Annotated in this window: 18 protein-coding genes and 1 pseudogene; 3 read left to right on the plus strand and 16 right to left on the minus strand. The window is 70.9% G+C overall.

The genetic code is table 11. The features are described from left to right. Positions 1-133 precede the first annotated feature (133 nt). The 7 genes from ACIBK0_RS04185 to bldG all read right to left on the minus strand — a co-directional run bounded on the left by ACIBK0_RS04185 (position 134) and on the right by bldG (position 9,348). Positions 134-331: a hypothetical protein gene (locus tag ACIBK0_RS04185; RefSeq protein WP_399075388.1), complete on the minus strand. Its 198-nt coding sequence runs from the start codon at positions 329-331 to the stop codon at positions 134-136. Between the two features lie 107 nt (positions 332-438). Continuing rightward, the gene (locus ACIBK0_RS04190; protein ID WP_399075390.1) at positions 439-2,847 is read right to left on the minus strand and encodes a protein kinase; all 2,409 of its coding nucleotides are present in this window, start codon (positions 2,845-2,847) and stop codon (positions 439-441) included. 193 nt (positions 2,848-3,040) lie between these two features. Beyond that, the gene (locus tag ACIBK0_RS04195) at positions 3,041-4,570 is read right to left on the minus strand and encodes a methyltransferase (protein ID WP_399075392.1); all 1,530 of its coding nucleotides are present in this window, start codon (positions 4,568-4,570) and stop codon (positions 3,041-3,043) included. 339 nt (positions 4,571-4,909) lie between these two features. Further along, positions 4,910-5,503: a small secreted protein gene (locus ACIBK0_RS04200; RefSeq protein WP_399075394.1), complete on the minus strand. Its 594-nt coding sequence runs from the start codon at positions 5,501-5,503 to the stop codon at positions 4,910-4,912. Between the two features lie 216 nt (positions 5,504-5,719). Then, positions 5,720-8,125, minus strand: a complete 2,406-nt coding sequence (locus tag ACIBK0_RS04205; RefSeq protein ID WP_399075396.1) for a sodium-translocating pyrophosphatase — start codon at positions 8,123-8,125, stop codon at positions 5,720-5,722. 330 nt (positions 8,126-8,455) lie between these two features. Beyond that, a complete protein-coding gene (locus ACIBK0_RS04210) occupies positions 8,456-8,893 on the minus strand; it encodes an ATP-binding protein (protein ID WP_399075398.1) in 438 nt (145 codons plus the stop codon). 101 nt (positions 8,894-8,994) lie between these two features. Continuing rightward, positions 8,995-9,348 (minus strand): anti-sigma factor antagonist BldG, encoded by a 354-nt coding sequence (bldG, locus tag ACIBK0_RS04215; protein ID WP_099504946.1) that lies wholly within the window; start codon positions 9,346-9,348, stop codon positions 8,995-8,997. 80 nt (positions 9,349-9,428) lie between these two features. Here bldG and ACIBK0_RS04220 point away from each other — a divergent pair, with 80 nt between their 5' ends. Continuing rightward, complete coding sequence (locus tag ACIBK0_RS04220; protein WP_399075400.1) at positions 9,429-11,879, plus strand: DEAD/DEAH box helicase; 2,451 nt, start codon at positions 9,429-9,431, stop codon at positions 11,877-11,879. A gap of 163 nt (positions 11,880-12,042) precedes the next feature. On the opposite strand, the pseudogene ACIBK0_RS04225 reads toward ACIBK0_RS04220, so the two are convergent. From ACIBK0_RS04225 to ssd, 7 genes and pseudogenes are all read right to left on the minus strand, one after another. Further along, positions 12,043-12,393, minus strand: a pseudogene (locus ACIBK0_RS04225) (Rv3654c family TadE-like protein); the annotation flags it as partial. Between the two features lie 71 nt (positions 12,394-12,464). Then, complete coding sequence (locus ACIBK0_RS04230; RefSeq protein WP_399075402.1) at positions 12,465-12,854, minus strand: TadE family type IV pilus minor pilin; 390 nt, start codon at positions 12,852-12,854, stop codon at positions 12,465-12,467. Between the two features lie 103 nt (positions 12,855-12,957). Further along, positions 12,958-13,182 (minus strand): DUF4244 domain-containing protein, encoded by a 225-nt coding sequence (locus ACIBK0_RS04235; protein ID WP_399075404.1) that lies wholly within the window; start codon positions 13,180-13,182, stop codon positions 12,958-12,960. 67 nt (positions 13,183-13,249) lie between these two features. Continuing rightward, on the minus strand, positions 13,250-14,035 hold the full coding sequence (locus ACIBK0_RS04240; RefSeq protein ID WP_399075406.1) for a type II secretion system F family protein: 786 nt from the start codon (positions 14,033-14,035) through the stop codon (positions 13,250-13,252). After that, a complete protein-coding gene (locus tag ACIBK0_RS04245) occupies positions 14,032-14,865 on the minus strand; it encodes a type II secretion system F family protein (RefSeq protein WP_399076039.1) in 834 nt (277 codons plus the stop codon). The genes ACIBK0_RS04240 and ACIBK0_RS04245 overlap by 4 nt, the downstream gene beginning before the upstream one ends. A 69-nt stretch (positions 14,866-14,934) precedes the next feature. Further along, positions 14,935-16,191 (minus strand): TadA family conjugal transfer-associated ATPase, encoded by a 1,257-nt coding sequence (locus ACIBK0_RS04250; protein WP_399075408.1) that lies wholly within the window; start codon positions 16,189-16,191, stop codon positions 14,935-14,937. Next, complete coding sequence (gene ssd / locus ACIBK0_RS04255) at positions 16,188-17,282, minus strand: septum site-determining protein Ssd (RefSeq protein ID WP_399075410.1); 1,095 nt, start codon at positions 17,280-17,282, stop codon at positions 16,188-16,190. Before ssd ends, ACIBK0_RS04250 begins: the two co-directional genes overlap by 4 nt. A 596-nt stretch (positions 17,283-17,878) precedes the next feature. Between ssd and ACIBK0_RS04260 the strand changes: the two genes are divergently transcribed. Continuing rightward, complete coding sequence (locus ACIBK0_RS04260) at positions 17,879-18,712, plus strand: HAD family hydrolase (protein WP_399075412.1); 834 nt, start codon at positions 17,879-17,881, stop codon at positions 18,710-18,712. 447 nt (positions 18,713-19,159) lie between these two features. Here ACIBK0_RS04260 and ACIBK0_RS04265 read toward each other — a convergent pair whose 3' ends face one another. Next, positions 19,160-19,984: an oxidoreductase gene (locus ACIBK0_RS04265; protein ID WP_399075415.1), complete on the minus strand. Its 825-nt coding sequence runs from the start codon at positions 19,982-19,984 to the stop codon at positions 19,160-19,162. Positions 19,985-20,085: 101 nt separating this feature from the next. Between ACIBK0_RS04265 and ACIBK0_RS04270 the strand changes: the two genes are divergently transcribed. Continuing rightward, positions 20,086-21,066, plus strand: coding sequence for an ATP-binding protein (locus tag ACIBK0_RS04270; RefSeq protein ID WP_399075417.1), 981 nt, complete (start codon positions 20,086-20,088; stop codon positions 21,064-21,066). 54 nt (positions 21,067-21,120) lie between these two features. Here ACIBK0_RS04270 and ACIBK0_RS04275 read toward each other — a convergent pair whose 3' ends face one another. Continuing rightward, positions 21,121-22,392, minus strand: coding sequence for a hypothetical protein (locus ACIBK0_RS04275; RefSeq protein WP_399075419.1), 1,272 nt, complete (start codon positions 22,390-22,392; stop codon positions 21,121-21,123). Positions 22,393-22,549 lie beyond the last annotated feature (157 nt).

Here is a 22,549-nt window from a genome sequence, read left to right on the forward strand (position 1 = left end):
TGTCAAACGGGAAAAGCCCGCAACGGCCACTCGAACGGTAACCCGACTACCGCCATTCCTGCCGCCCGGAGTGTCCACCAGCCCTTTCAGCCCTATCCGGAGCGTGACCTCCCAGTTACCGGAGCCCCGGTCCTCACGCGCGCGTGAAACACCACATCCCGAGTGCCAGCGCACCGGTTCCGGCGACGCTCGTGAGCGTCGCCGATGCGACGCGGTTCACACCGTGGGCGACGGGCTCGCCCTGCCGCAGCCGGGCCACGGTCCAGGCCAGCAGTCCGCCGCCGAACAGGGCGAACACCGTCCCCGCGAAGATCGCCGGTCCGCTTTCCATGGTGTGTCCTTCCGCCCCGAGTCCTCAGGCTCGGGAGGCTGGCACGCCCCGGAAGCGGACGTGCGAACCTGCGGTGAACGCCGGGCAACCAGAATCCCATGGGGCGCTCAGACCGTGCCGGGCGTGGGTATCTTCCCGGTCGTCTTCGTGTTGTCGGTGTGGCCCACCGTGCACACGACTGTGGTGAATCCGTCGTTCCAGTCCTCCTTGTCGCCCAGCCAGCCGTAGGTCTTCAGCTCCGATCCGGGCGCCCAACTCGACTCGAACTTGTTGCTGCAGAGCTTTCCTCCGTTGTCGATCCCCTTCTTGTAGTCCATGTCCTTGGGCGCCGCGGCGAAGCCGACGACCTGGTCGGTGTGCGGCTTGGCACAGTCGGTCAGCAGGGAATCGAACGAGTCGCCACCCTTGTCGACGTACGTCCAGCAGTCCCCGATGGCCATTTGCGCGGCGTACAGGTCCATGTTCTTGTCGCGGAACCGTGCCACTTCGCCCCCGATGGGGGCATGCCGTCCGAGTACGAGACATGCCGTAGCCCCGTCGGCCGCCGTGAACCCCGCCTTCGTCGGGACGAGGGCATAGGCACCGGCGTCGGGCAGGGCCGTGGCCACCGGCTCGGCCTGCGCCGCGCACCGTGTCGTGCCCTGGGTGCGGGCGTCGGCGTAGTCGCTCGCCGTGTCGACCGCCACGACCTGGCCGTCCGGCCAGTCGTCGGCACAGTCCACGACGCCCAGGTTCGGCACCGACTTGAACGGCGTGCCCGACCAGACCGCCTTCACACAGTCGCCCGCCTGCAACGGGTCGGTGAGCCCCGCCTGTTCGCCGTACGGGTGGACCGGCCCCGTCGGCTCCGGCGCCGACGTGCTCGCCGAAGTCGACGGGACCTTCGTCGCCCCGCTGTCTTTCTTGCCGCCGTCGCCGCCGGTCAGTGAGACGGCTGCCCAGGCGCCGCCTGCGATCACGAGAACGACGGCCACGACGAGGGCGATGACGGCGGCGACAGGCTTCTTGCGCCCCGCCTGCGGCGGAGGCGGTCCGGGCGGACCGCCCGCATAGGGCCCCGGCAAGGGCGGCCCAGGCGAGCTGCCCTCGTGGGGCAGGGGTGCGCCGGTCCCCGCGTACGGCGAGTCCGGGCTGTACGCGTAGGGGTTGTTGCGCAAGTCGTACGCACCCTGCGGGGCCGCCGAACTCCAAGGGGCGTACGGCGACGGGGCGCCGGAGGCCGATGCGGCCGGGCCACCCGGTGTGACGGGACCGCCGGCTCCGGGGGTGTCGCCCGTGCCCGCCCCGGCCGGACCACCCGGCGTCTGCGGGGTGTTCGGCGTGGGGGGCGCGCCCGGCGTCTGCGGGCTGTGCGGCGTCGATGGGGTACCCGGCGTCGATCCCCCGGCCGGGTCCGCGTACTGGCCGCCGTAGGGCCCCTGCGCCGAAGCCCCCGACTGCCCCAGGGGCGAGCCCGCGACATACCCGGGAGGCGCGCCCTCCACATACCCCGGAGGTGCCCCCGCGGCCTCGTCCGAGGGGACGCTCGCGGACGGGCTGCCGGGCGCGGCCCCGAATCGGCCGGGCGGCGGCCCGAATCCGCTGGGCGCAGGCTCCGGCAGGGGCGTCGCTCCCCACCCGGGCGGGGGCCCGAACCCCGCGCCCGCCGCTCCCCGCACCACGCGCTCCAGCCCTCGCGCGACCGCCTCCGGCGACGACCTCCGCACCGGGTCCTTGACGAGCAACCCATGGAGCACGGGCGACAGTTCACCGGCCCGGGTCGGCGGCGTGGGCTCCTCGCCGAGCAGGGCCGTCAGCGTCGCGTAGTCGCCGCGGCGGTCGAAGGGGCCACGGCCTTCGACGGCCGCGTACAGCGTGGCGCCCAGGGAGAAGAGGTCGGCGGCGGGGGTCGGCGGCTCGCCGCGGGCGCGCTCGGGGGCGAGATAGCCGGGCGTGCCGAGAATGCCGGCGGTGGCGGTGAGCCGTGGCTCGCGGGACTCCGGCTGGAGCGCGATCCCGTAGTCGGTGAGCAGCACGCGCGCGTAGGGGTCGCCCGAAGCATCCGGCGCCAGAAGGATGTTGGCCGGTTTCACATCCCTGTGGAGGATGCCGATCCGGTGTCCCGCCGTGAGCGCGTCGAGGACGGCGAGCCCGATCCGGGCGGTCCCGGCGGGCGACAACGGCCCCGACTGCCGTACCACCGCCTGGAGATCGATCGCGTCCGGCACGTACTCCATGACGATCCACGGCAACCCCTCGTGCACCACCACGTCGTGCACGGTGGCCACATGGGGATGCCCGCGCAACCGCGCCGCGTGCCGGGCCTCGCTGCGCGCCCGCGCGATGCGCTGCACGGGCTCGCTCGCGTCCATCGGCACGTCCGGCAGCGCGACCTCCTTCATGGAGACCTCGCAGGCCAACTCCTCGTCGTACGCGAGCCATACGCGCCCCATGCCGCCCGCGCCGAGCGTCCGCAGCAGCCGATACCGGCCACTGATGACCCTGCCCTCGCCCTGATCCGGCGTCTCCCCCGCCATCACGCCTCCCCCGAGACAGCGCACCTCCCCCGAGGGCGCGTGGAGCTTGTCTCTTGAAGGTAGCTTCGCACGCACCACTGACAGGAGCCCTTTTGCGGGACAATCGCATCCAATCCCGCCAGAACGGGCACATGCGACTCAGCGGTGCGGGTACGCCTCAGGAGCTACGCAGCCGACACGTCCGCGCCCCTCTTCACACCGCGGGTTCGAGGAACCCCTGCTCCACCAGCAGCCGAATCTGCGCGGGTGTCCGGTCGCGCAGCAACACCGGGTCCTCGCCGACCAATTGGGCGATGGCGTCGAGAATCCGGCCCGCGCTGAGCGTGCCGTCGCACACGCCCGCGAAGCCCGCGCCGACCGTGTCCACCTTGGTGGCCCGGCGCATCCCACGGTGCTGACGCAGCACCACGTGTTCCGGGTCTTCGGCGCCGGGCAGCCCCACCTGCTCCTGGACGACCTCTTCGACGAGCTTGAAGTGCCCGGCGAGCAGAGCCGCGTCGTCGTGCGCCCGCAGATAGTCGACGCGATCGAAGTGCGCGCGCACGGTCTCGCCGAGCGGCTGCTCCACGGGGTGCGGCCACTCCTCCACCGTGATCGAGGGCACGGCGGCCGTCGCCCTGCGCAACGTGATCCACCCGAAGCCCACGGCCCTCACCTTGCGCGCCTCGAACTCGTCCAGCCACGCGTCGTACCGCGCCTGGTACTCGGCCGGGTCGTCGCGATGGTCGCCCGCGTCCCGCAGCCACAACTCCGCGTACTGCGTGACGTCCTGGACCTCGCGCTGCACGATCCACGCGTCGCAGCCGCGCGGCACCCAGGAGCGCAGCCGGTCCTGCCAGTCCTCGCCCTCCACGTGCTGCCAGTTGGCCAGGAACTGCGCGTACCCCCCTTCGTTCAGGCGGTCGCCCGCCTGTTGAACGAGCGTGCGGCACAGATCGTCCCCGCCCATCCCGCCGTCGCGGTAGGTCAGCCGGGCGCCGGGCGAGATCACGAAGGGCGGGTTCGAGACGATCAGGTCGTACGTCTCGTCGTCGGCGATCGGCTCGAAGAGGGAGCCCTCGCGCAGGTCGGCGGCCGGGGCGCCGGAAATCGCAAGGGTGAGCGCGGTGATGTGCAGCGCACGGGGGTTGAGATCGGTCGCGGTCACGCGCGTGACGTGCTGCGCGGCGTGCAGGGCCTGGATCCCGGAGCCGGTGCCGAGGTCGAGCGCGGCGGCGACGGGCGTACGGACGGTGATGCCGGCAAGGGTCGTGGAGGCCCCACCCACTCCGAGGACGACGCCTTCCTCCCGGTTGCCGATACCGCCCGCGCCGCCGACGGCGCACCCGAGGTCGGACACGATGAACCAGTCGTCGCCGTCGGACCCGCCGTACGGCCGGATGTCCACGGTCGCGGCGACCTCGTCCCCACCCACTCGGGCCAGCCAGCCGCTGTCCAGACAGTCCTCGACCGGCAGCACGTCCGCCACGCGCGCCCGCGGCACCGGCTGCTGCAGCAGGAAGAGCCGTACGAGCGCCTCCAGCGGCGTGTCCCCGCGGGTCGCCCGGAGGGCGGGCACGGTCTCACTGCGTGCCAGCGCCGCGTACGCGGGGGCGCCGAGCAGGTCGAGCAGTCCGTCGGCGGTGAAGGAGGCGCTGAGCAGGGCATCCCGCAGCCGAGCGGCGACGTCGACGCGATCGGACGAGGGCAACGGTGACAGGCTGGTATGACTCACGCCTCCCATTGTGTCCGCTCCCGACGAAAGGGACGTACACCTGTGGACAGCCCACGCCGACGCCTGTGGACAGCCGCGTGCCTACGCCGGCGGGCCGCCGCCCGCCGCCTCTCCACCGGGGCCGAGCGGCCCGCGGCGGACAGCCCGTGCCGGGGGCACGCAGCCCACTCGGAGGCCCGGACACGCGCGCACCCCATGCCGAGGGCCGATGGACCCGCAGCCCGCGCCGAGGACCGGCACAGGCGCACCTCACGCCGAGGACCGGCACGCCCCACCCCATGCCGAGGGCCCGGCACGCACGCGTACCGGGCCCTCCTTCGATTGACCGAACGACCGCTCTCCCAGGGATCAGCCCTTGGTCGCCGAAGGCGAGGCGGACGCGGCCTTGCAGCTCGCCTGCGTGGCCATCGCCTTGCCGACGTCGCCCTCTTCGAGCTTCTTCAGGGCGTCGGTCCCGCTCTGGCTCAGCTTGCCGAGCTGCTCGGCAACCCCGCTGAGTCCATCGGCGAACTTCGCCTGGTCCTTCGTGTTCAGGGCCTGCGACTGCTTCCCCAGGTCGGCGTAGGAGGCGGAGAGGTCATTGAGCTCCTTGACCGCGTCCTCCTGCTTCTTCTTGCCGTCGTCGACGTCCGGCGGGCCGGCCTTCTCGATGGCGGCCGCCATCACCTTGTAGGCGTCCGAGATGTCCTGGAAGCCCTTGGTGTCGGCCTTCTGGACGTCCTCCGGCGCGCTGTCGTCCGAGGCCTCCTTCTGGATCGCGACGTTGGCGGTCGCGATCTTCTTGATCTGCGGCTGCACCGCGACGCAGACCTGCTTGGCCCAGGAGTTCAGCTTGTCGTTGTTGTCGTTGCTGCTACTGCATCCCGACAGCGCCAGTACCAGTACCGCACCGCCGGACAGTGCGGCCGCGAGCTTCTTGTTCACCGGATTGGTCCCTTCCATGGCTCTCGGCCCCGGAACATACACGCCAAGCGGGCGACATTCGCGTGCCGAATGTCCGCCTGACCAGCTTTTGTAGCCATTTGCACCAAGCGAGAGAAGGCTCACGGAGAAGGTGTGAACACACACAAGGCGGGCGGAGGCGCGTGAGTACGCGCCGTCCGCCCGCCCAGTGCGCGGAACCCTGACCAGGTGCGAGGCCAGAAACGGTCCGGTTGCCTACGAAACCACCGCGGGATCGGCCGGCTTCGACACCCGCTCGGCGTTGCCTTCGTCACCCACAGCGATCCCGCGCCGCTTGGAGATGTACACCGCGCCCACGATCACGAGGATCGCGAGAACGGCGATGAGTACCCGTACACCGACGCTCTTGTCGTCGCCGTACGAGAACTTGACGACCGCCGGCGCGATCAACAGCGACACCAGGTTCATCACCTTGAGCAGCGGGTTGATCGCGGGGCCCGCGGTGTCCTTGAAGGGGTCGCCGACCGTGTCGCCGATCACCGTAGCGGCGTGGGCCTCGCTGCCCTTGCCGCCGTGGTGACCGTCCTCGACGAGCTTCTTCGCGTTGTCCCACGCACCACCGGAGTTGGCGAGGAAGACCGCCATCAGCGTGCCGGTGCCGATCGCGCCCGCGAGGAACGAGCCGAGCGCGCCGACCCCGAGCGTGAACCCGATCGCGATCGGGGTGAGGACGGCGAGCAAGCCGGGCGTGGCGAGTTCGCGCAGCGCGTCCTTGGTGCAGATGTCGACGACGCGCCCGTACTCGGGCTTCTCGGTGTAGTCCATGATCCCGGGGTGCTCGCGGAACTGCCGCCGCACCTCATAGACCACGGCCCCGGCGGACCGCGAGACCGCGTTGATCGCGAGCCCCGAGAAGAGGAAGACGACCGCGGCGCCCGCGATGAGACCCACCAGGTTGTTGGGCTGCGAGATGTCCATCATCAGGTTCATCGGAGCACCCGCGCCCGAGACCTTCTCGCCCACCTCACTCGCGGCCGTGGTGATCGCGTCCCTGTACGAGCCGAACAGCGCGGAGGCCGCGAGGACGGCCGTGGCGATGGCGATGCCCTTGGTGATGGCCTTGGTGGTGTTGCCCACGGCGTCCAGGTCGGTGAGCACCTGGGCGCCCGCGCCCGTGACGTCGCCGGACATCTCGGCGATGCCCTGCGCGTTGTCGGAGACCGGGCCAAAGGTGTCCATGGCGACGATGACGCCGACCGTGGTGAGCAGACCGGTACCGGCCAGCGCCACCGCGAAGAGCGCCAGCATGATCGACGTACCGCCGAGCAGGAACGCCCCGTACACGCCGAGGCCGATCAACAGGGCGGTGTAGACGGCCGATTCGAGACCCACGGAGATACCGGCGAGGACGACGGTGGCGGCGCCGGTGAGCGAGGTCTTGCCGATGTCCCGTACGGGACGGCGGGTGGTCTCGGTGAAGTAGCCGGTCAGCTGCTGGATCAGCGCGGCCAGCACGATTCCGATCGCCACCGCGACGACCGCGAGGACCCGCGGGTCGCCGTCCTTGGCCTTGATCGCCGCGTCCGTGACGCCGTCCAGATCGGCGTACTTCGCCGGGAGGTAGACGTAGACGGCCGTGGCCACCAGTGCCAGTGAGATCACCGCGGAGATGAAGAAGCCGCGGTTGATCGCGGACATGCCACTGCGGTCGGAGCGCCGGGGCGCCACCGCGAAGATGCCCACCATCGCGGTGAGTACGCCGATCGCGGGCACGATCAGCGGGAACGCGAGACCGGAGTCGCCGAACGCCGCCTTGCCCAGGATGAGCGCGGCGACCAGCGTGACGGCGTACGACTCGAAGAGGTCGGCCGCCATGCCCGCGCAGTCGCCGACGTTGTCGCCCACGTTGTCGGCGATGGTCGCGGCATTACGCGGATCGTCCTCCGGAATGCCCTGCTCGACCTTGCCGACCAGGTCGGCGCCGACGTCGGCGGCCTTGGTGAAGATGCCGCCGCCGACACGCATGAACATGGCGATCAGCGCCGCGCCGAGACCGAAGCCCTCCAGGACCTTCGGCGCGTTGGCCGCGTACACCAGCACCACACAGGAGGCGCCCAGCAGACCGAGCCCCACCGTGAACATGCCGACGACGCCGCCCGTGCGGAAAGCGATCTTCATGGCTTTGTGCGAGACGGCGGTGAGATCCTTTTCGGGCTCACCCTCCGCCGGGGTCGCTTCCCGTGCCGCGGCGGCCACGCGGACATTGCTGCGTACGGCGAGCCACATACCGATATAGCCGGTGGTCGCCGAGAACGCCGCGCCGATCAAGAAGAAGATCGATCGGCCTGCGCGCTGATTCCAGTCGTCCGCGGGCAGCAGCATGAGCAGGAAGAACACCACGACGGCGAATACGCCGAGCGTGCGCATCTGCCGTCCCAGGTAGGCATTCGCGCCCTCCTGGATCGCCGTCGCGATCTTCTTCATGCTGTCGGTGCCCTCGCCCGCCGCGAGCACCTGGCGCACCAGGACCCCGGCGACCACGAGCGCCGCCAGCGCGACGGCGCCGATGGCCATCACGATGAGACGGTTGCCGTCGGTCAGTACTGCGGCTGCGAAGGTTGTGGGTTGGTCAAACTGATGAGGGGTAGAAAGCCCCGCCATTCGTCCTCCTTGACGCCTGTGCTGAGCTCAAGATGTGGACGGATTGTAGGTACCGGAACCTGATCAAAACAGTGCGCGGTAAACGGAATTAGCCTTCACATGCTCTTCAGCAAATGATCGACGCGTGTCCACGGAACCCGAAAGAGGTAATGCCCTAGAAGCGTTGACGCTTGATCAAATAATAGCGTGATTGATCGTGAATGAATTCACGAAAAGGCGGGCGCCCGGGCAGGGCACGCAAAAGGGCCCTGCTGAGCAGGGCCCTTCAGGTTTGCCACGAGGTCGCGGCCGGGGCTGCGACCGGGATGCGATCCAGCCGCGGTCGGGGGGTCAGGAAGCGAGCGTGGCCGGCGGCGTGGTTGGCCAGCTCATCCTGATCAGTCCGCCGTTCTCCCCGGCGGTGACTTCCACGTCGTCGACGAGGCCGCTGATGACCGCGAGGCCCATCTCGTCCTCCTCGGCGTCGGCGTCCGAGTCACCGGGGGCGGCGCCGGGCACCGTCCCACCAGTAACCGCATGCGGCGCCTCGTCGCCGACCTCGATGGAGAACTGCTTCTCGTCCTCGATCAAGCACACCCGCACCGGCGCCGAGATGCCGCCGCTCTGGTGAAGTCCGACGGCACGAGTGCAGGCCTCGCCGACAGCGAGCCTGACCTCGTCGAGTACGGCCTCGTCCACTCCGGCCCTGCGCGCCACCGCTGCCGCCACAAGCCGGGCGGTCCTGACGTGCTCGGGCAGCGCGCTGAAGCGGAGTTCAACGGTGGCCATGCATCCCCCTCAGACTTCGGGCGTGCTGTCGGGAGGACGGGGCTGTGGCCCAGTCCCCCACTTCTGGCGAGCCCGGGCACACGGCCCGGGAAGACCGGCGGTCAGTCGGTGGCGTTGACCGCCTCCTCCACCGAGGTGTGAATCGGGAACACCTTGGTGAGACCGGTAATACGGAAGATCTTGAGAATGCGCTCCTGGTTGCAGACCAGTCGCAGTGAGCCCTCATGGGCCCTTACGCGCTTCAGGCCGCCCACCAGCACGCCGAGCCCGGTGGAGTCGAGGAAGTCCACGCCCTCCATGTCGACGACAAGGTGGAAACTGCCGTCGTTCACCAGCTCGACCAGCTGCTCGCGCAGCTTTGGCGCGGTATATACATCGATTTCGCCACCGACCTCGACGACCGTACGGTCGCCGTTAGGGCCGGGCACATTGCGAGTCGACAGGGACAGGTCCACGGATCCTCCAGCACCTTGCTATCGAGCGGTCGCCCCATGGGACACCTCGGCAGAGCCCCCGGGACGGTTCGCCAGCCGCGATGGCATTCAATCACTTACCGGCAGGCGTGCACGACGCCTTGGCCCCATTGTCCGTCACGCCAGTGACACACTCGATGCCGATGGCCAAGAATCACCGATCCGATCGACCCTCGTCGGACACCGCTTCCCGCCCCTCGCCGGGCACAATCCTGGACCGGCTCGCCTCGGGACCGAGCCGGACTTCGCGCATCACTCATACGGAGCACTTGCCCCCGCGCGAGGGCCGCCATGCCGTCTGGCCCGACCGGATCCGCTCGGAGGTCATCGCAGCGGTGCAGGCCGCGGGCATCGAGCACCCCTGGGCCCACCAGGCACGGGCCGCCGAGCACGCCCTGGACGGCGAGTCGGTGATCGTCGCCACGGGCACGGCGTCCGGCAAGTCCCTGGCGTACCTCGCCCCGGTCCTGACGGCCCTGCTGGACGGCTCCGAGGCCCCGAACGGCCGTGGCGCCACCGCGCTGTACCTGGCCCCGACGAAGGCCCTCGCGGCCGACCAGCGCCGCTCCGTGAAGGAACTTTCACAACCTTTGGGCAATGCCGTACGCCCAGCCGTGTACGACGGCGACACGCCCTTCGAGGAACGCGAATGGGTGCGCCAGTACGCCAACTACGTCCTGACCAACCCCGACATGCTGCACCGCGGGATATTGCCCTCCCACCCCCGCTGGTCCTCCTTCCTTCGCTCGCTGCGCTACGTCGTCATCGACGAGTGCCACACCTACCGCGGGGTCTTCGGCTCCCACGTCGCCCAGGTGCTGCGCCGCCTGCGCCGCCTGTGCGCCCGCTACGGCGCCTCTCCCGTCTTCCTGCTGGCCTCCGCGACCGCCGCCGAGCCGTCGGTGGCCGCGCGCCGGCTGACCGGCCTCCCCGTCGTCGAGGTCGCGGACGACGCCTCCCCACGAGGGGAACTGGTGTTCGCTCTCTGGGAGCCTCCGCTCACCGAGCTGCACGGCGAAAAAGGCGCACCCGTTCGGCGTACCGCCACCGCCGAGACGGCCGATCTGCTGACCGACCTCACCGTCCAGGGCATGCGCTCGATCGCCTTCGTACGGTCCCGGCGCGGCGCCGAGCTGATCTCGGTGATCGCCCAGGAGCGCCTCGCCGAGGTCGACCGCTCGCTGGCCCGGCGCGTCGCGGCCTACCGCGGCGGCTACCTCCCCGAGGAACGCCGCGCCCTCGAACGTGCCCTGCACTCCGGCGAACTCCTCGGCCTCGCCGCCACCACCGCCCTGGAACTCGGCGTCGACGTCTCCGGCCTGGACGCCGTCGTCATCGCCGGCTACCCGGGCACCCGCGCGTCCCTGTGGCAGCAGGCGGGCCGGGCGGGACGCTCGGGGCAGGGCGCGCTGGCGATCCTGGTCGCCCGCGACGACCCACTGGACACCTTCCTCGTCCACCACCCCGAGGCACTGTTCGACCAGCCCGTGGAATCCACCGTCCTCGACCCCGACAACCCGTACGTCCTCGCCCCACACCTGTGCGCCGCCGCCGCCGAAATACCGCTCACGGACGACGACCTGGAGCTCTTCGGGCCGGCCACCGCCGATCTGCTGCCACAGCTGGAGGCCGCGAAGCTGCTGCGCCGCCGGACGAAGGCCTGGCACTGGACGCGCCGGGAGCGGGCCGCCGATCTGACCGACATCCGCGGGGAGGGCGGCAGCCCGGTGCAGGTCGTCGAGGCCGGGACCGGTCGGCTACTCGGCACGGTCGACGCCGGAGCCGCGCACACGACGGTCCACGAGGGCGCGGTCCATCTGCACCAGGGCCGTACGTATCTGGTGCAGAAGCTGGACCTGGAGGACTCCGTCGCACTCGTCGAGGAGGCCAACCCGCCGTATTCGACGGTCGCCCGCGACACTACGTCCATCTCCGTCCTGGAGACCGACGTCGAAGTCCCCTGGGGCGACGGCCGACTGTGCTACGGCTCCGTCGAAGTCACCAACCAAGTCGTCTCCTTCCTGCGTCGACGTGTCATCACCGGCGAAGTGCTGGGCGAGACGAAACTCGACCTCCCTCCTCGTACGCTGCGCACGCGCGCCGTCTGGTGGACGGTCACGGAGGACCAGCTCGACGCGGCCCGGATCAGCCCGGAGATCCTCGGCGGCGCCCTGCACGCCGCCGAGCACGCGTCGATCGGCATGCTGCCGCTCTTCGCCACCTGCGACCGCTGGGACATCGGCGGCGTGTCCGTCCCGCTGCATCCGGACACCCTGCTGCCCACCGTCTTCGTGTACGACGGTCACCCCGGCGGCGCGGGCTTCGCGGAGCGCGCCTTCCACACCGCCCGCGCCTGGCTCACCGCCACCCGCCAGGCGATCGCCTCCTGCGAGTGCGACGCCGGCTGCCCCTCCTGCATCCAGTCGCCCAAATGCGGCAACGGGAACGATCCCTTGCACAAGCGGGGCGCCGTACGGCTGCTCACGGAGTTGCTGCGGGCGGCGGAGGGCTGAGTGCGGGACGATGGAGCGCCTGGCGATTGAGCGCTGCCGTCGGCTCCGGGTCCGGCCGGGGCGGGCCGGCGGCCGGGCCTGGGGAGACCGGCCCCGTAGGTCCCGCCGGGCCTGGGGAGACCGGCCCCGTAGGTCCCGCCGGGCCTGGGGAGACCGGCCCCGTAGGTCCCGCCGGGCCGGGCTCGACCGGTCCAGCGGGGCCCGCCCTCGATCTGACCTCCGCGGCGAACGGCCCTCTGCCCGACGCCGCCGTCACGTCCGAGAGCTCGCCCTCGACCGCGCACCGGACCAGTCGCGCGCGCTGCGCCCGTGCCACCCGTTCCGCCCGGGCGCAGGCCGCCGTGCCACCGTCCATCCAGTGGTCCGCCGCGGCGAGTGCCGCCAAGTCGGCCGCCCCCGCCGCACGGTGCCGGACCACGACGACCTGCCCCATCGCCAGGACCGCCCCGAACACAACACACAGCGCGGCGATCGCCCCGACGGTCCAGACCGTTGCCGACCCTCTGTCCGAGGAAGTCGCCGATCCTCTGACAGAGGACTGGGCACGCGTGGCGTGAGGGGTCCGCGTGGCCCAACCACCTTCCCTCATCCGCCAACCACCCCCACCGTCTCCTCCGCCAGGGCAACGGCCTCGTCGCTCAGCTCCACGGACAGCGCGTCGGGACCCGGCGCACTCGCGGTGACCGTCACCCGGACCAGGTCGTTCTCCCGGCTCACGGTCACCTTCGCACCGCGCGGTGCCGCGCGGCGGGTCGTCGCGAGGACCATGTCGGGCGGGTCCTGGCGCGCCGCCGCGCGGGCTCCGGCTCTCGCCGCGTCCACGCACTGGATCTGCGCGGACGCGGCGAGCAGGGCCCAGACCAGCGCCATTCCGACGAGCACCAGCGAGGGCAGCACCACGGCGGCCTCGGCGGTCACGAATCCACGGTCCCGACACGAGGCCGGGCCACTGGCGGCCCTTTCGCGCCCCGACACAGCGGCCGGGCCGCGCGCCCGCCGTTCACGCCCGGCCGAAGCGGCAGGACCAGGCGTCCACCATGCGCCCCCGGAAGGGGCCACCGGACCCCGGGCCACGCGCTCACATCTGGACATTGAGCGCCCGCCCCACGATGCCCTGCAGTTCCTCACTGACCTGCCCGCTCGTCACCACCTTGTAGAGCACGGCCGCGAAGGCCACCGCCGCGATGATTCCCACCGCGTACTCGGAGGTGACCATTCCCGCGTCCCTCCGCGCCACCAGTGCGCGCATCCGTGCCTGCGCCCACGCACGTCCCCGAACGAGTCCTCGTACCGTCCTGCGCATTTCAACCCCCGTAAGGTTCAACCCCGTTGATCATTTGCCGTTCACCGCATGCCGTCGCCTTCGCCGGTCACCCACCACCTCCTCCCAACAGCCCGTCGGCCAGTCCGATCACCACGGGCAGTACGCCGATCGCGATGAAGGCGGGCAGAAAGCACAGCCCCACGGGCGCGGTGACCATGACGGCCGCCCGGCGAGCCCGCGCCGTCGCGGTACGCCCCCACTCGGCGCGGGCCTCCGCGGCGAGCCGCCCGACCGACACGGCCGCCGGTACCCCCGACTCACCCGCCCGCTCCAGCAGCCGCGCCAATGCCCGGGCACCCGGTATCGAGGCCAACCTCCCCCACGCCTCGGCGGGTTCACCGCCGAGCCGCACCTCGGCCGCGCCCCGTGCCAGCCGCTCCCCGACAGGCCCGCCCAGGGCCTCACCCACGGCCTGGGCCGCCACGACAGGGCCTGCTCCGGCCGCGATGCAGGCCGCCACCAGGTCCGCAGCGAGCGGAAGTTGCCGGGCGGCAAGCGCCGCGTCGTGCTCCTCCACAGGCACAAGTCGCCGCCGTCGGAGCCATCGCCAGACCCCGAACCCGGCCGCAAGTCCCACCAGAACCCCGGCAAGACCGCCGACCAGCACCCAGCCCGCGCACACCGCACCCGCCAACGGCAGCCGGCGCCGCGCCACGTCCCGGACCTCGAAGCGCGGCCACTCTGCACGCGCCATCCCCGACGCCAGCAACTCCGCCAGCCTTTTGCGCGCCCGCCGCTCACGCCGCGCCACCCCGAGCCACTGCATCAGCCACCCGAGCGCCAGCACCCCGCACACAATCGCCCCCAGCCTGTGGACAACCTCCGCGCTCATGCCGCCTCCGCTCCCCTCACGATCCGCAGCGCCCACCACAGCCCCGCGCCTTCCAGCACCCCGCCGATCAGCAGACAGCCCAGTCCGGGTCCGGTGTGCAGCAGCACGTGCAGCGGATCTGCGCCCAGCGCGGTGCCCAGCAGGAGTCCCAGGACCGGCAGCCCCGCGAGCATCACCGCGGTCGACCGCGACCCCGCCAACTGGGCGCGCAGGTCCGCTCGTTGGTCCCGCTCCGCGCGCAGCGCCCCCTCCAGGCGGTCGAGACCCGCCGCCAGGCCCGCGCCCTGGTCCACCGCCACGCGCCAGCACGCGGCGAGTCCCACCAGCCCGTCGGCCCCCGGCTGCCGCGCCGCATCGGTGAGCGCGCCCGGCACATCCCCGCCGAACTTCGCCGCTGCCAGCACCACCGCCTGCGCCTCGCCCAGCCCGCCCGAATCGCGCGCGGCCCTGAGCAGCGCCTCGCCCGGCTGCCGCCCGGCCCGCACCTCCCCGGCCAGGGCCCCGCACAGGGCGATCACCGCATCACCCCGGCGCTCTCGCTCGCGCCGCGCCTCCGCGACCCGCCGTACCCGCCGGAGCGGCGGCACTCCCGCCGCCCCGAGAAGCAGCGGCAGCACGGACGCGCCCAGTAGCGCGACCACCGACGCGGCGATCACCGACCACCCTTCAGCCCGCAGCGGCCCGCGCACCCGCCGCCATCCGGCGAGCGCCCTCTCCCACGACGGCGGACCGGTCGCCGCCACCCCGCCACCCGCGCTCAGCAATCGGGCCCTGCGCGCCCCGGAATCCCAGCCGCCCAGCAACCAGGTCGCCGCCCCGGCGCACACCATGGCCGCCACCGAGGTCTCACCAACTCCCGTCACAACGGCCACTCCCCTCACTCGCGTCACCGGCCTCCGTCACGACAGCCCGCTCCCCTCACTCCCGTCCCGGAGCAGACCCCGCAGCCGCTCCCATCCCCGCTCGTACGTGAAGGCCTCCGCGCCCCACCGCAGCGCCGGCACCGTCACCACCAGCCCGGACGGGGCACGCTCCAGCACATGCACCTCGGCGATCCTCCGCCGCCCGGCCCGGTCGCGTACGAGATGCAGGACCACGGACAACGCCGCCGCCAACTGGCTGTGCAGGGCGGCCCGGTCGAGCCCGGCCGCGGTGCCCAGTGCCTCCAGGCGCGCCGGCACCTGCGCCGCCGCGTTCGCATGCACCGTGCCGCAGCCGCCCTCATGGCCGGTGTTCAGCGCGGCCAGCAGGGAGACCACCTCCGGCCCGCGCACCTCGCCGACAACCAGCCGGTCCGGTCGCATACGCAGGGCCTGACGGACCAAGTCCTGGAGCGCGACGAGCCCGACACCCTCCTGGTTGGCCGGCCGCCCCTCCAGGCGCACCACATGGGGGTGGTCCGGTCGCAGCTCCGCCGAGTCCTCGGCGAGCACGATCCGCTCCCCGGCACCGACCAGCCCCAGCAACGCACTCAGCAGCGTCGTCTTGCCGGAGCCCGTGCCTCCGCTGATCAGGAAGGACAGCCGGGCATCCATCAGCGCTCTCAGCACCCGGTCTCCGCCGGGCGGCACGGTCCGCGCCGCCACCAACTCGTCGAGCGTGAACGCACGCGGCCGTACGACCCTCAGGGACAGGCAGGTGGAGCCGACGGCGACCGGCGGCAGCACCGCATGCAGACGTGTGCCGTCCGGAAGCCGCGCGTCCACCCACGGACGTGCGTCGTCGAGCCGCCGTCCGGCCACGGCCGCGAGGCGCTGCGCGAGGCGTCGTACCGCCGCCGCGTCCGGGAAGGAGACGGCTGTCAGCTCCAGGCCAGCGCCCCGGTCGACCCACACCCGGTCCGGCGCGGACACCAGCACATCGGTCACCGACGGGTCGGCGAGCAGGGGTTCCAACGGGCCGCTTCCGACCAGTTCCGAGCGCAACCGCTCGGCCGCGCCGAGGACTTCGGCGTCCCCGAGCACGCGCCCCTGCTCGCGCAGCGCCTGTGCCACGCGCGCGGGCGTCGGCTCGGAGCCGCTCTCGGCCAGCCACTGCCGTACGCCGTCGAGCAGGCCCGTACACCCCTCCAGCGGGCCCGCATGCCCGTCCCGCGGGACCGTACGTCCGTCCCATCCCGCGCCGTAGTCCATCCCCGTGGCGGCATCCCAGCTCATACGCCCCCGCCTTCCACCGGAACCCGCTCCCAGAAGGCGGCGCAGAACCGGGCGAGCGGCCCCCGCGCCGCTCCTCCGGGTGGCGGGCCACCGTCCAACGGCGAGGGTTCGGCGGGCACTTCGCCCACCAGGGGAAGTCCGAGCAGCCGCGCCACCTCTCGGTCGTCCAGGCCCGGCGCGTAGGGGCCGCGCACCGCGACCCGCAGATCGCGCAGGACCATGCCGACCGCGGACGCCACCCGGCCCGCCGCCGCGATCGAGCGCAGGTCGGCGGGGACCACCAGGAGTCCCAGGTCGAGCTGGGCGAGGGCCTCGGCAACGCCTTCGTCGATACGGCGGGGCAGGTCGACGACCACCGCGCCGCCGCGCCGTCTGGCGGCGGCCAGCACCGCTCGTACGGCTTGCGCGGGAATGGTGACGGTGTCACCGCGATCCCAGCTCAGGACCCGCAGCGCGTGCAGCTCGGGCAGGGACTCCTCAAGGGCGCCGCCACCGACCCGGCCGCGGGAGGCGGCGAACGCCGGCCAGCGCAGACCTTCGGCCGCCTCTCCGCCCAGGAGTACGTCGAGTCCGCCGCCCAGCGGATCCGCGTCCACGAGCAGGGTGCGACGCCCCTCGCGCGCGGAGGTGACGGCGAGCGCGCAGGCCAGCGTGGAGGCTCCGGCGCCGCCTCGGCCGCCGAGGACCCCGACGGTGAGGGCCGGCCTTCCGACTCCTTCGGCCACGTCGGCGATGCGGTCGACCAGCCATTGCTCGCCATCGGGCAGCACCAGGACATGGTCGGCACCGATCTCGACGGCACGCCGCCAGACGCCGGAATCGTCCTGATCCCGCCCAACGAGCACCACTCCCCTTCTGCGCGCGGCCCCGCGCACGCGCCGGGCGGCATCGTCGCCGACCAGTACGAGAGGTGCCGCCTCCCAGCTGCCCCTGCGCTCCGGCACCCCGTGGTGGACCTCCGGCCTGGCGCCCGCCGCCGCGCACAGGCGCAGCAGGTCGTCCAGCAGTTCGGCGTCCTCCGTGACGATCAACGGTCCGCCCTGCCGCCCCTCGGCGGCGCCCGGCCGGTCATGTGTGATGGCTCCCGCCACGATCTCCAGCCCCCTTCGCTGCTTCTTGCGCGGGCCTCGCAGGGTCCTCTGCGGACCCGCGATTCCCGCTCGTGTGAAGAACCGGCAACCGGCCTCCATATGAACGGCCGATACGAACCGGCCAAACGCGCCCGACAAACGGAACCGGCCATGAACTCGCCGCGAGGAACTTGCCGCCGCCGGAGCGCGCTGGAATCACGGTGCAGCGATCCCGGAAATCGTGTGGATCTTGGTCGATAACTGTGGACAACTCAGTGGTTGTGAATATCGCCTTCACCCATACCGGTGACTCGTGTACGACTTCCTTAGAGCAGCCCAACGGCTACACACAGTGACGGGCCTCGGGTGCGCGAAGAGGACGGCCAGAGCAGTGACAACAGGGCCCCGAGGCCGCGAAAGAGAGGGGAAAAACCCATCCGGACATGCGACGACCCCCGCCGGGGGGGAGAGCGGGGGTCGTCCCCACGGCCGACTCGGGGGGGGAGGAGTCGGACCGGGTTAGCACGGTCGCGAACGATCCGTGACTTCCATGGTGTACCCGAGAGCCCTCTCAGGCAAACCCACGCGCCTCACCTTACGCCGAATGGTGGGCGCCTATGCTCGGGCTCGTGGAAAACCACTCCTTGCCTCGCACAGCAGCCTTCTTTGACCTGGACAAGACGGTCATTGCGAAGTCGAGCACGCTCACGTTCAGCAAGTCGTTCTACCAAGGCGGGCTGATCAACCGCAGGGCCGCGTTGCGTACCGCATATGCCCAGTTCGTGTTCCTGGCGGGCGGCGCCGACCACGACCAGATGGAGCGGATGCGCAAGTACCTGTCCGCGATGTGCCGCGGCTGGAACGTCCAGCAGGTCAAGGAGATCGTCGCCGAGACACTGCACGACCTGATCGACCCGATCATCTACGACGAGGCCGCATCCCTCATCGAGGAGCACCACACCGCCGGGCGCGACGTCGTGATCGTGTCCACGTCCGGAACGGAAGTGGTCGAGCCGATCGGTGAACTGCTCGGCGCGGACCGGGTGGTGGCGACCCGCATGATCGTGGGCGAGGACGGCTGCTTCACCGGCGAGGTGGAGTACTACGCCTACGGGCCGACGAAGGCCGAGGCGATCAAGGAGCTGGCCGCGTCCGAGGGGTACGACCTCACGGGCTGCTACGCCTACAGCGACTCGGCGACGGACCTGCCGATGCTGGAGTCCGTCGGCCACCCGCACGCGGTGAATCCGGACCGCGCGCTGCGCCGCGAGGCACTCGCCCGCTCATGGCCGATTCTGGACTTCCACCGCCCGGTCCGGCTGAAGCAGCGACTGCCCTCACTGTCCGTACCGCCCCGTCCGGCACTCGTCGCGGCGGCCGCCATAGGCGCGGCAGCGGCCACGGCAGGGCTCGTCTGGTACGCCAGTCGGCGACGCGCGACCGCCATGTGATCACGTCATCCTTGTGCCGACAGCACATTCAGGTCCGGTTCACACCCGTTTGAACCTAAAAGTAAAGAAGTGCAGTCAGGGCTTCCGCTTCCTCGGGACCTGGAGTACAAAGGGGTTAACGGCCCGCGAGACCAAGGACATCCGAGAGGATCACCTTTAAACGCAACCAAGGCCCCACGGACCGAGCATGAACGCCGAGCACCCACGCGACGTCGACCCGTCGATTACGGGCCAGCCGCACCAGGCCACGGGCCACAGTTCCCGACCTGATGGGCAACATATCGAGGACGCTTGGTAACCCGGTGAGCATGCCAGCGGCGGTACGAGAACTCGTACCGCCGCAACCCTGTCCAGGGAGTTCTTCGCCTTCCCAGAGGGAGTTTTCGCCCTCCTAGTGGAGGGCGATTTTCTTATGGAGGGCGATTTTCGGGGCGATTTTCGAGTTCCTCACGCCGCCCCGCGCTGAAGCGCCTCACAGACAGCCGTCGACTCCCTCACGCCCAGCTCAACCGCCTTGCCGCAGTGGGCGATCCAGGCCGCCATGCCCTCCGGGGTACCGGACGCGTAACCGTCCAGGGCCGCCGCGTAGGCCGCACGGCCGAGTTCGGCATGACCGACCTCCGCCGGGCAGATCGACTTCGGGTCGAGCCCGCTGCCGACCAGGACGATGCGTTCGGCCGCGCGCGCGACGAGGCCGTTGTGGGAGGTGAAGGGGCGCAGGGCGAGCAGTTCGCCGTGAACGACGGCCGCGGTCACCAGTGCGGGGGCCGAACCGCCCGTGATGATCAGCTGCGAGAGGCCTTCGAGGCGCCCGGCCACCTCATGCGCGTCCGGCAGCGGCAGCTCGACGAGGGGCTCGTCGGCCGGTTCGCCGTTCTGCCGCGGCCGACCGACCTCGTCACCCTTGTCCGCGGCCGCCACCAGATGCAGCCGGGCCAGCACCCGAAGGGGCGACTGCCGCCAGATGGACAGGAGTTGGCCCGCCTCGGCGGTCAGCCTGAGGGCCGCGCCGACCGTCCGGGCCTCGTCGTCCGCACTGAAGTCGGTGCGGCGGCGCACCTCTTCGAGGGCCCAGTCGGCACCGGACAGCGCCGCGGAACCGCGCGCGCCGCGCAGTGCCGCCTCGGACGTGATCTCGTTACCGCGGCGTCGCATGATCCGGTGGCCGTAGACCCGGTCCACGGCCTTGCGGACGGACTCCACGGATTCGGCCACTCCGGGAAGCGAACCCAGGGCCGCGAGCGGATCGGCGGTCGCGCCTGACGTACTCATGAGTACGACATTACGCACCCCGGCGGCCTGCCCCACGAAGGAGTGGTCTTCTTCACGTACAGCAGGAACTCAGAGCAATCATTCCACTACTCTTTGTGAACATGAAAATTGCTTTCGTGGGGAAGGGCGGCAGCGGCAAGACCACCCTGTCCTCGCTCTTCGTCCGCCACCTCGCGTCCACCGGATCGCCGGTCGTCGCGGTGGACGCCGACATCAACCAGCACCTGGGCGTCGCGCTCGGCCTCGACGAGACGGATGCCGCCGGACTGCCCGCGATGGGTGAGCGGCTGCCCCTGATCAAGGACTATCTGCGCGGCTCCAACCCGCGCATCGCGTCCGTCGAGACGATGATCAAGACGACTCCGCCCGGCGAGGGATCGCGGCTGCTGCAGGTGCGTGAGAACAATCCGGTGTACGACGCCTGCGCGCGTTCCGTGGAACTCGACGGTGGCGCCGTCCGTTTGATGGTCACCGGCCCGTTCACCGAGGCCGATTTGGGAGTGGCGTGCTACCACTCCAAGACCGGTGCAGTGGAGCTCTGCCTGAACCATCTCGTCGACGGCCGGAGCGAGTACGTCGTCGTCGACATGACGGCGGGCTCCGACTCCTTCGCGTCCGGCTTGTTCACCCGCTTCGACATCACGTTCCTCGTCGCCGAGCCGACGCGGAAGGGGGTCTCCGTCTATCGCCAGTACAAGGAGTACGCCCGCGACTTCGGCGTCATCCTGAAGGTCGTCGGCAACAAGGTGCAGGGCCGGGACGACATCGATTTCCTCCGCACCGAAGTCGGCGACGACCTCCTGGTCACCGTCGGGCACTCGGACTGGGTGCGCGCCATGGAGAAGGGCCGCCCGCCCCGGTTCGAGTTTCTGGAAGACGCCAACCGCCGCTCCCTGCGCACCTTGCAGACCGCAGCGGACGCCACGTACGAACTGCGCGACTGGGAGCGTTACACGCGCCAGATGGTGCACTTCCACTTGAAGAACGCGAGCAGCTGGGGCAACGCGAAGACCGGGGCGGACCTGGCCGCGCAGGTCGACCCCGGTTTCGTACTCGGTGAGGGCCTGGTGGCCACGGCTTGAGCCGCCCGCCCGCGGGGGACCGCTGCGGCTCGAGCCGGGGGCCTGGAGCTGCCGCTACGGCTTGACCGCCGGTGCCCCGGGGACGCCCTTCGGGGCAGGCGCGGGGCGGCCTGAGAGGAAGGACGCCCAGCCCTGCTTCGGGGCCTCGCCGACCTTGAGGCCACGCAGCCTGTCGAGAGTGGCCGGGTCCTGGGCGTCGAGCCAGTCGGCCAGTTGCCGGAAGGAGACGCAGCGCACCTCGGGCTTGGTGCAGACACTCTCGACGACCTCGTCGACGGCACGCATGTAATTGCCGCCGTTCCAGGACTCGAAGTGGTTGCCGATGATCAGCGGCGCGCGGTTGCCGTCGTAGGCGCGGTCGAAGCCCTTGAGCAGGCCGTCACGCATCTGGTCGCCCCAGTACTCCTGTTTGTCGGGGTCACCCTGGGTCCGGGTGCCCGACTGGTTGATCATGAAGTTGTAATCCATGGTGAGCTGCTCGTAGGCGTGCCCGGGGAAGGGTACGAGCTGCATCGACAGGTCCCACAACCCCTGCTTCTTCTTGGGCCAGACCTGGTTGTTGACACCACTGGTGTCGTAGCGGAAGCCCAGCTGGCGTGCCGCCTTCATGAAGTTCTTCTGGCCTTCCAGGCACGGCGTGCGGGCGCCGATGAGCTCCTTGTCGTAGTCGAAGGGCAGCGGAGACGCCTTCTTCACGCCCGTGTTGGTCTTCCAGGACTTCACGAACGACTTCGCCTGGGCGATCTCGCTCTTCCACTCCGCGACCGACCACTCACCGACCCCGCCTCCGCTGCCGCAGAAGTGGCCGTTGAAGTGCGTGCCGATCTCGTTGCCCTCCAGCCACGCGCCGCGCAGCTGCTTCACGGTGTCCTTGATGCCCTGCTCGTCGTTGAAGCCGATCTCGGAACTGCCGGGTGAGTGCTGCGGGGGTCTGTACAGGTCGCGCTTGTCCTCCGGCAGCAGGTACAGGCCGCTCAGGAAGTACGTCATCGTCGCGTTGTTGGCCTTGGCGATCTTCCGGAAGTGCGAGAAGAGCTTCTGGCTGTCCTCGCCGGCGCCGTCCCACGAGAAGACCACGAACTGCGGGGGCTTCTGACCGGGCTTCAGCCGCACGGGCCTGGGCAGATGCGGCTGCGCACCGGTGTACGCGGTGGAGCCGTCGCCGATCAGGCGGACCGCGCTCTTGGGCGCGGGGGCCCCCGCCGCCTCCTTCGCGCCGTGCGCGCCTTCCTTGGAACCGGTCGTATCGCTCGAGCAACCGGCGAGCGCCGTGGCGCAGGCCGCAGCGAGCGCTGCGCCCGCGGCGATCCTCTGGGTGGCGGCCATATTCCGCCCTCCTTCTTCCTACGGTCGGGGCAACGCCGATTAGGGCGTTCTGTGCCGATATGCGGTGGTTTGCCGACAGCGCGGCCAACGTCGCACGGGACCGAAGGAGGAATAAATATGACAAGCCGACAAACTGCCAGATTCACCCTGGAGAGTG

It is taken from the genome of Streptomyces sp. NPDC050564 (genome assembly GCF_044457265.1).
Classification (GTDB): Bacteria; Actinomycetota; Actinomycetes; order Streptomycetales; family Streptomycetaceae; genus Streptomyces.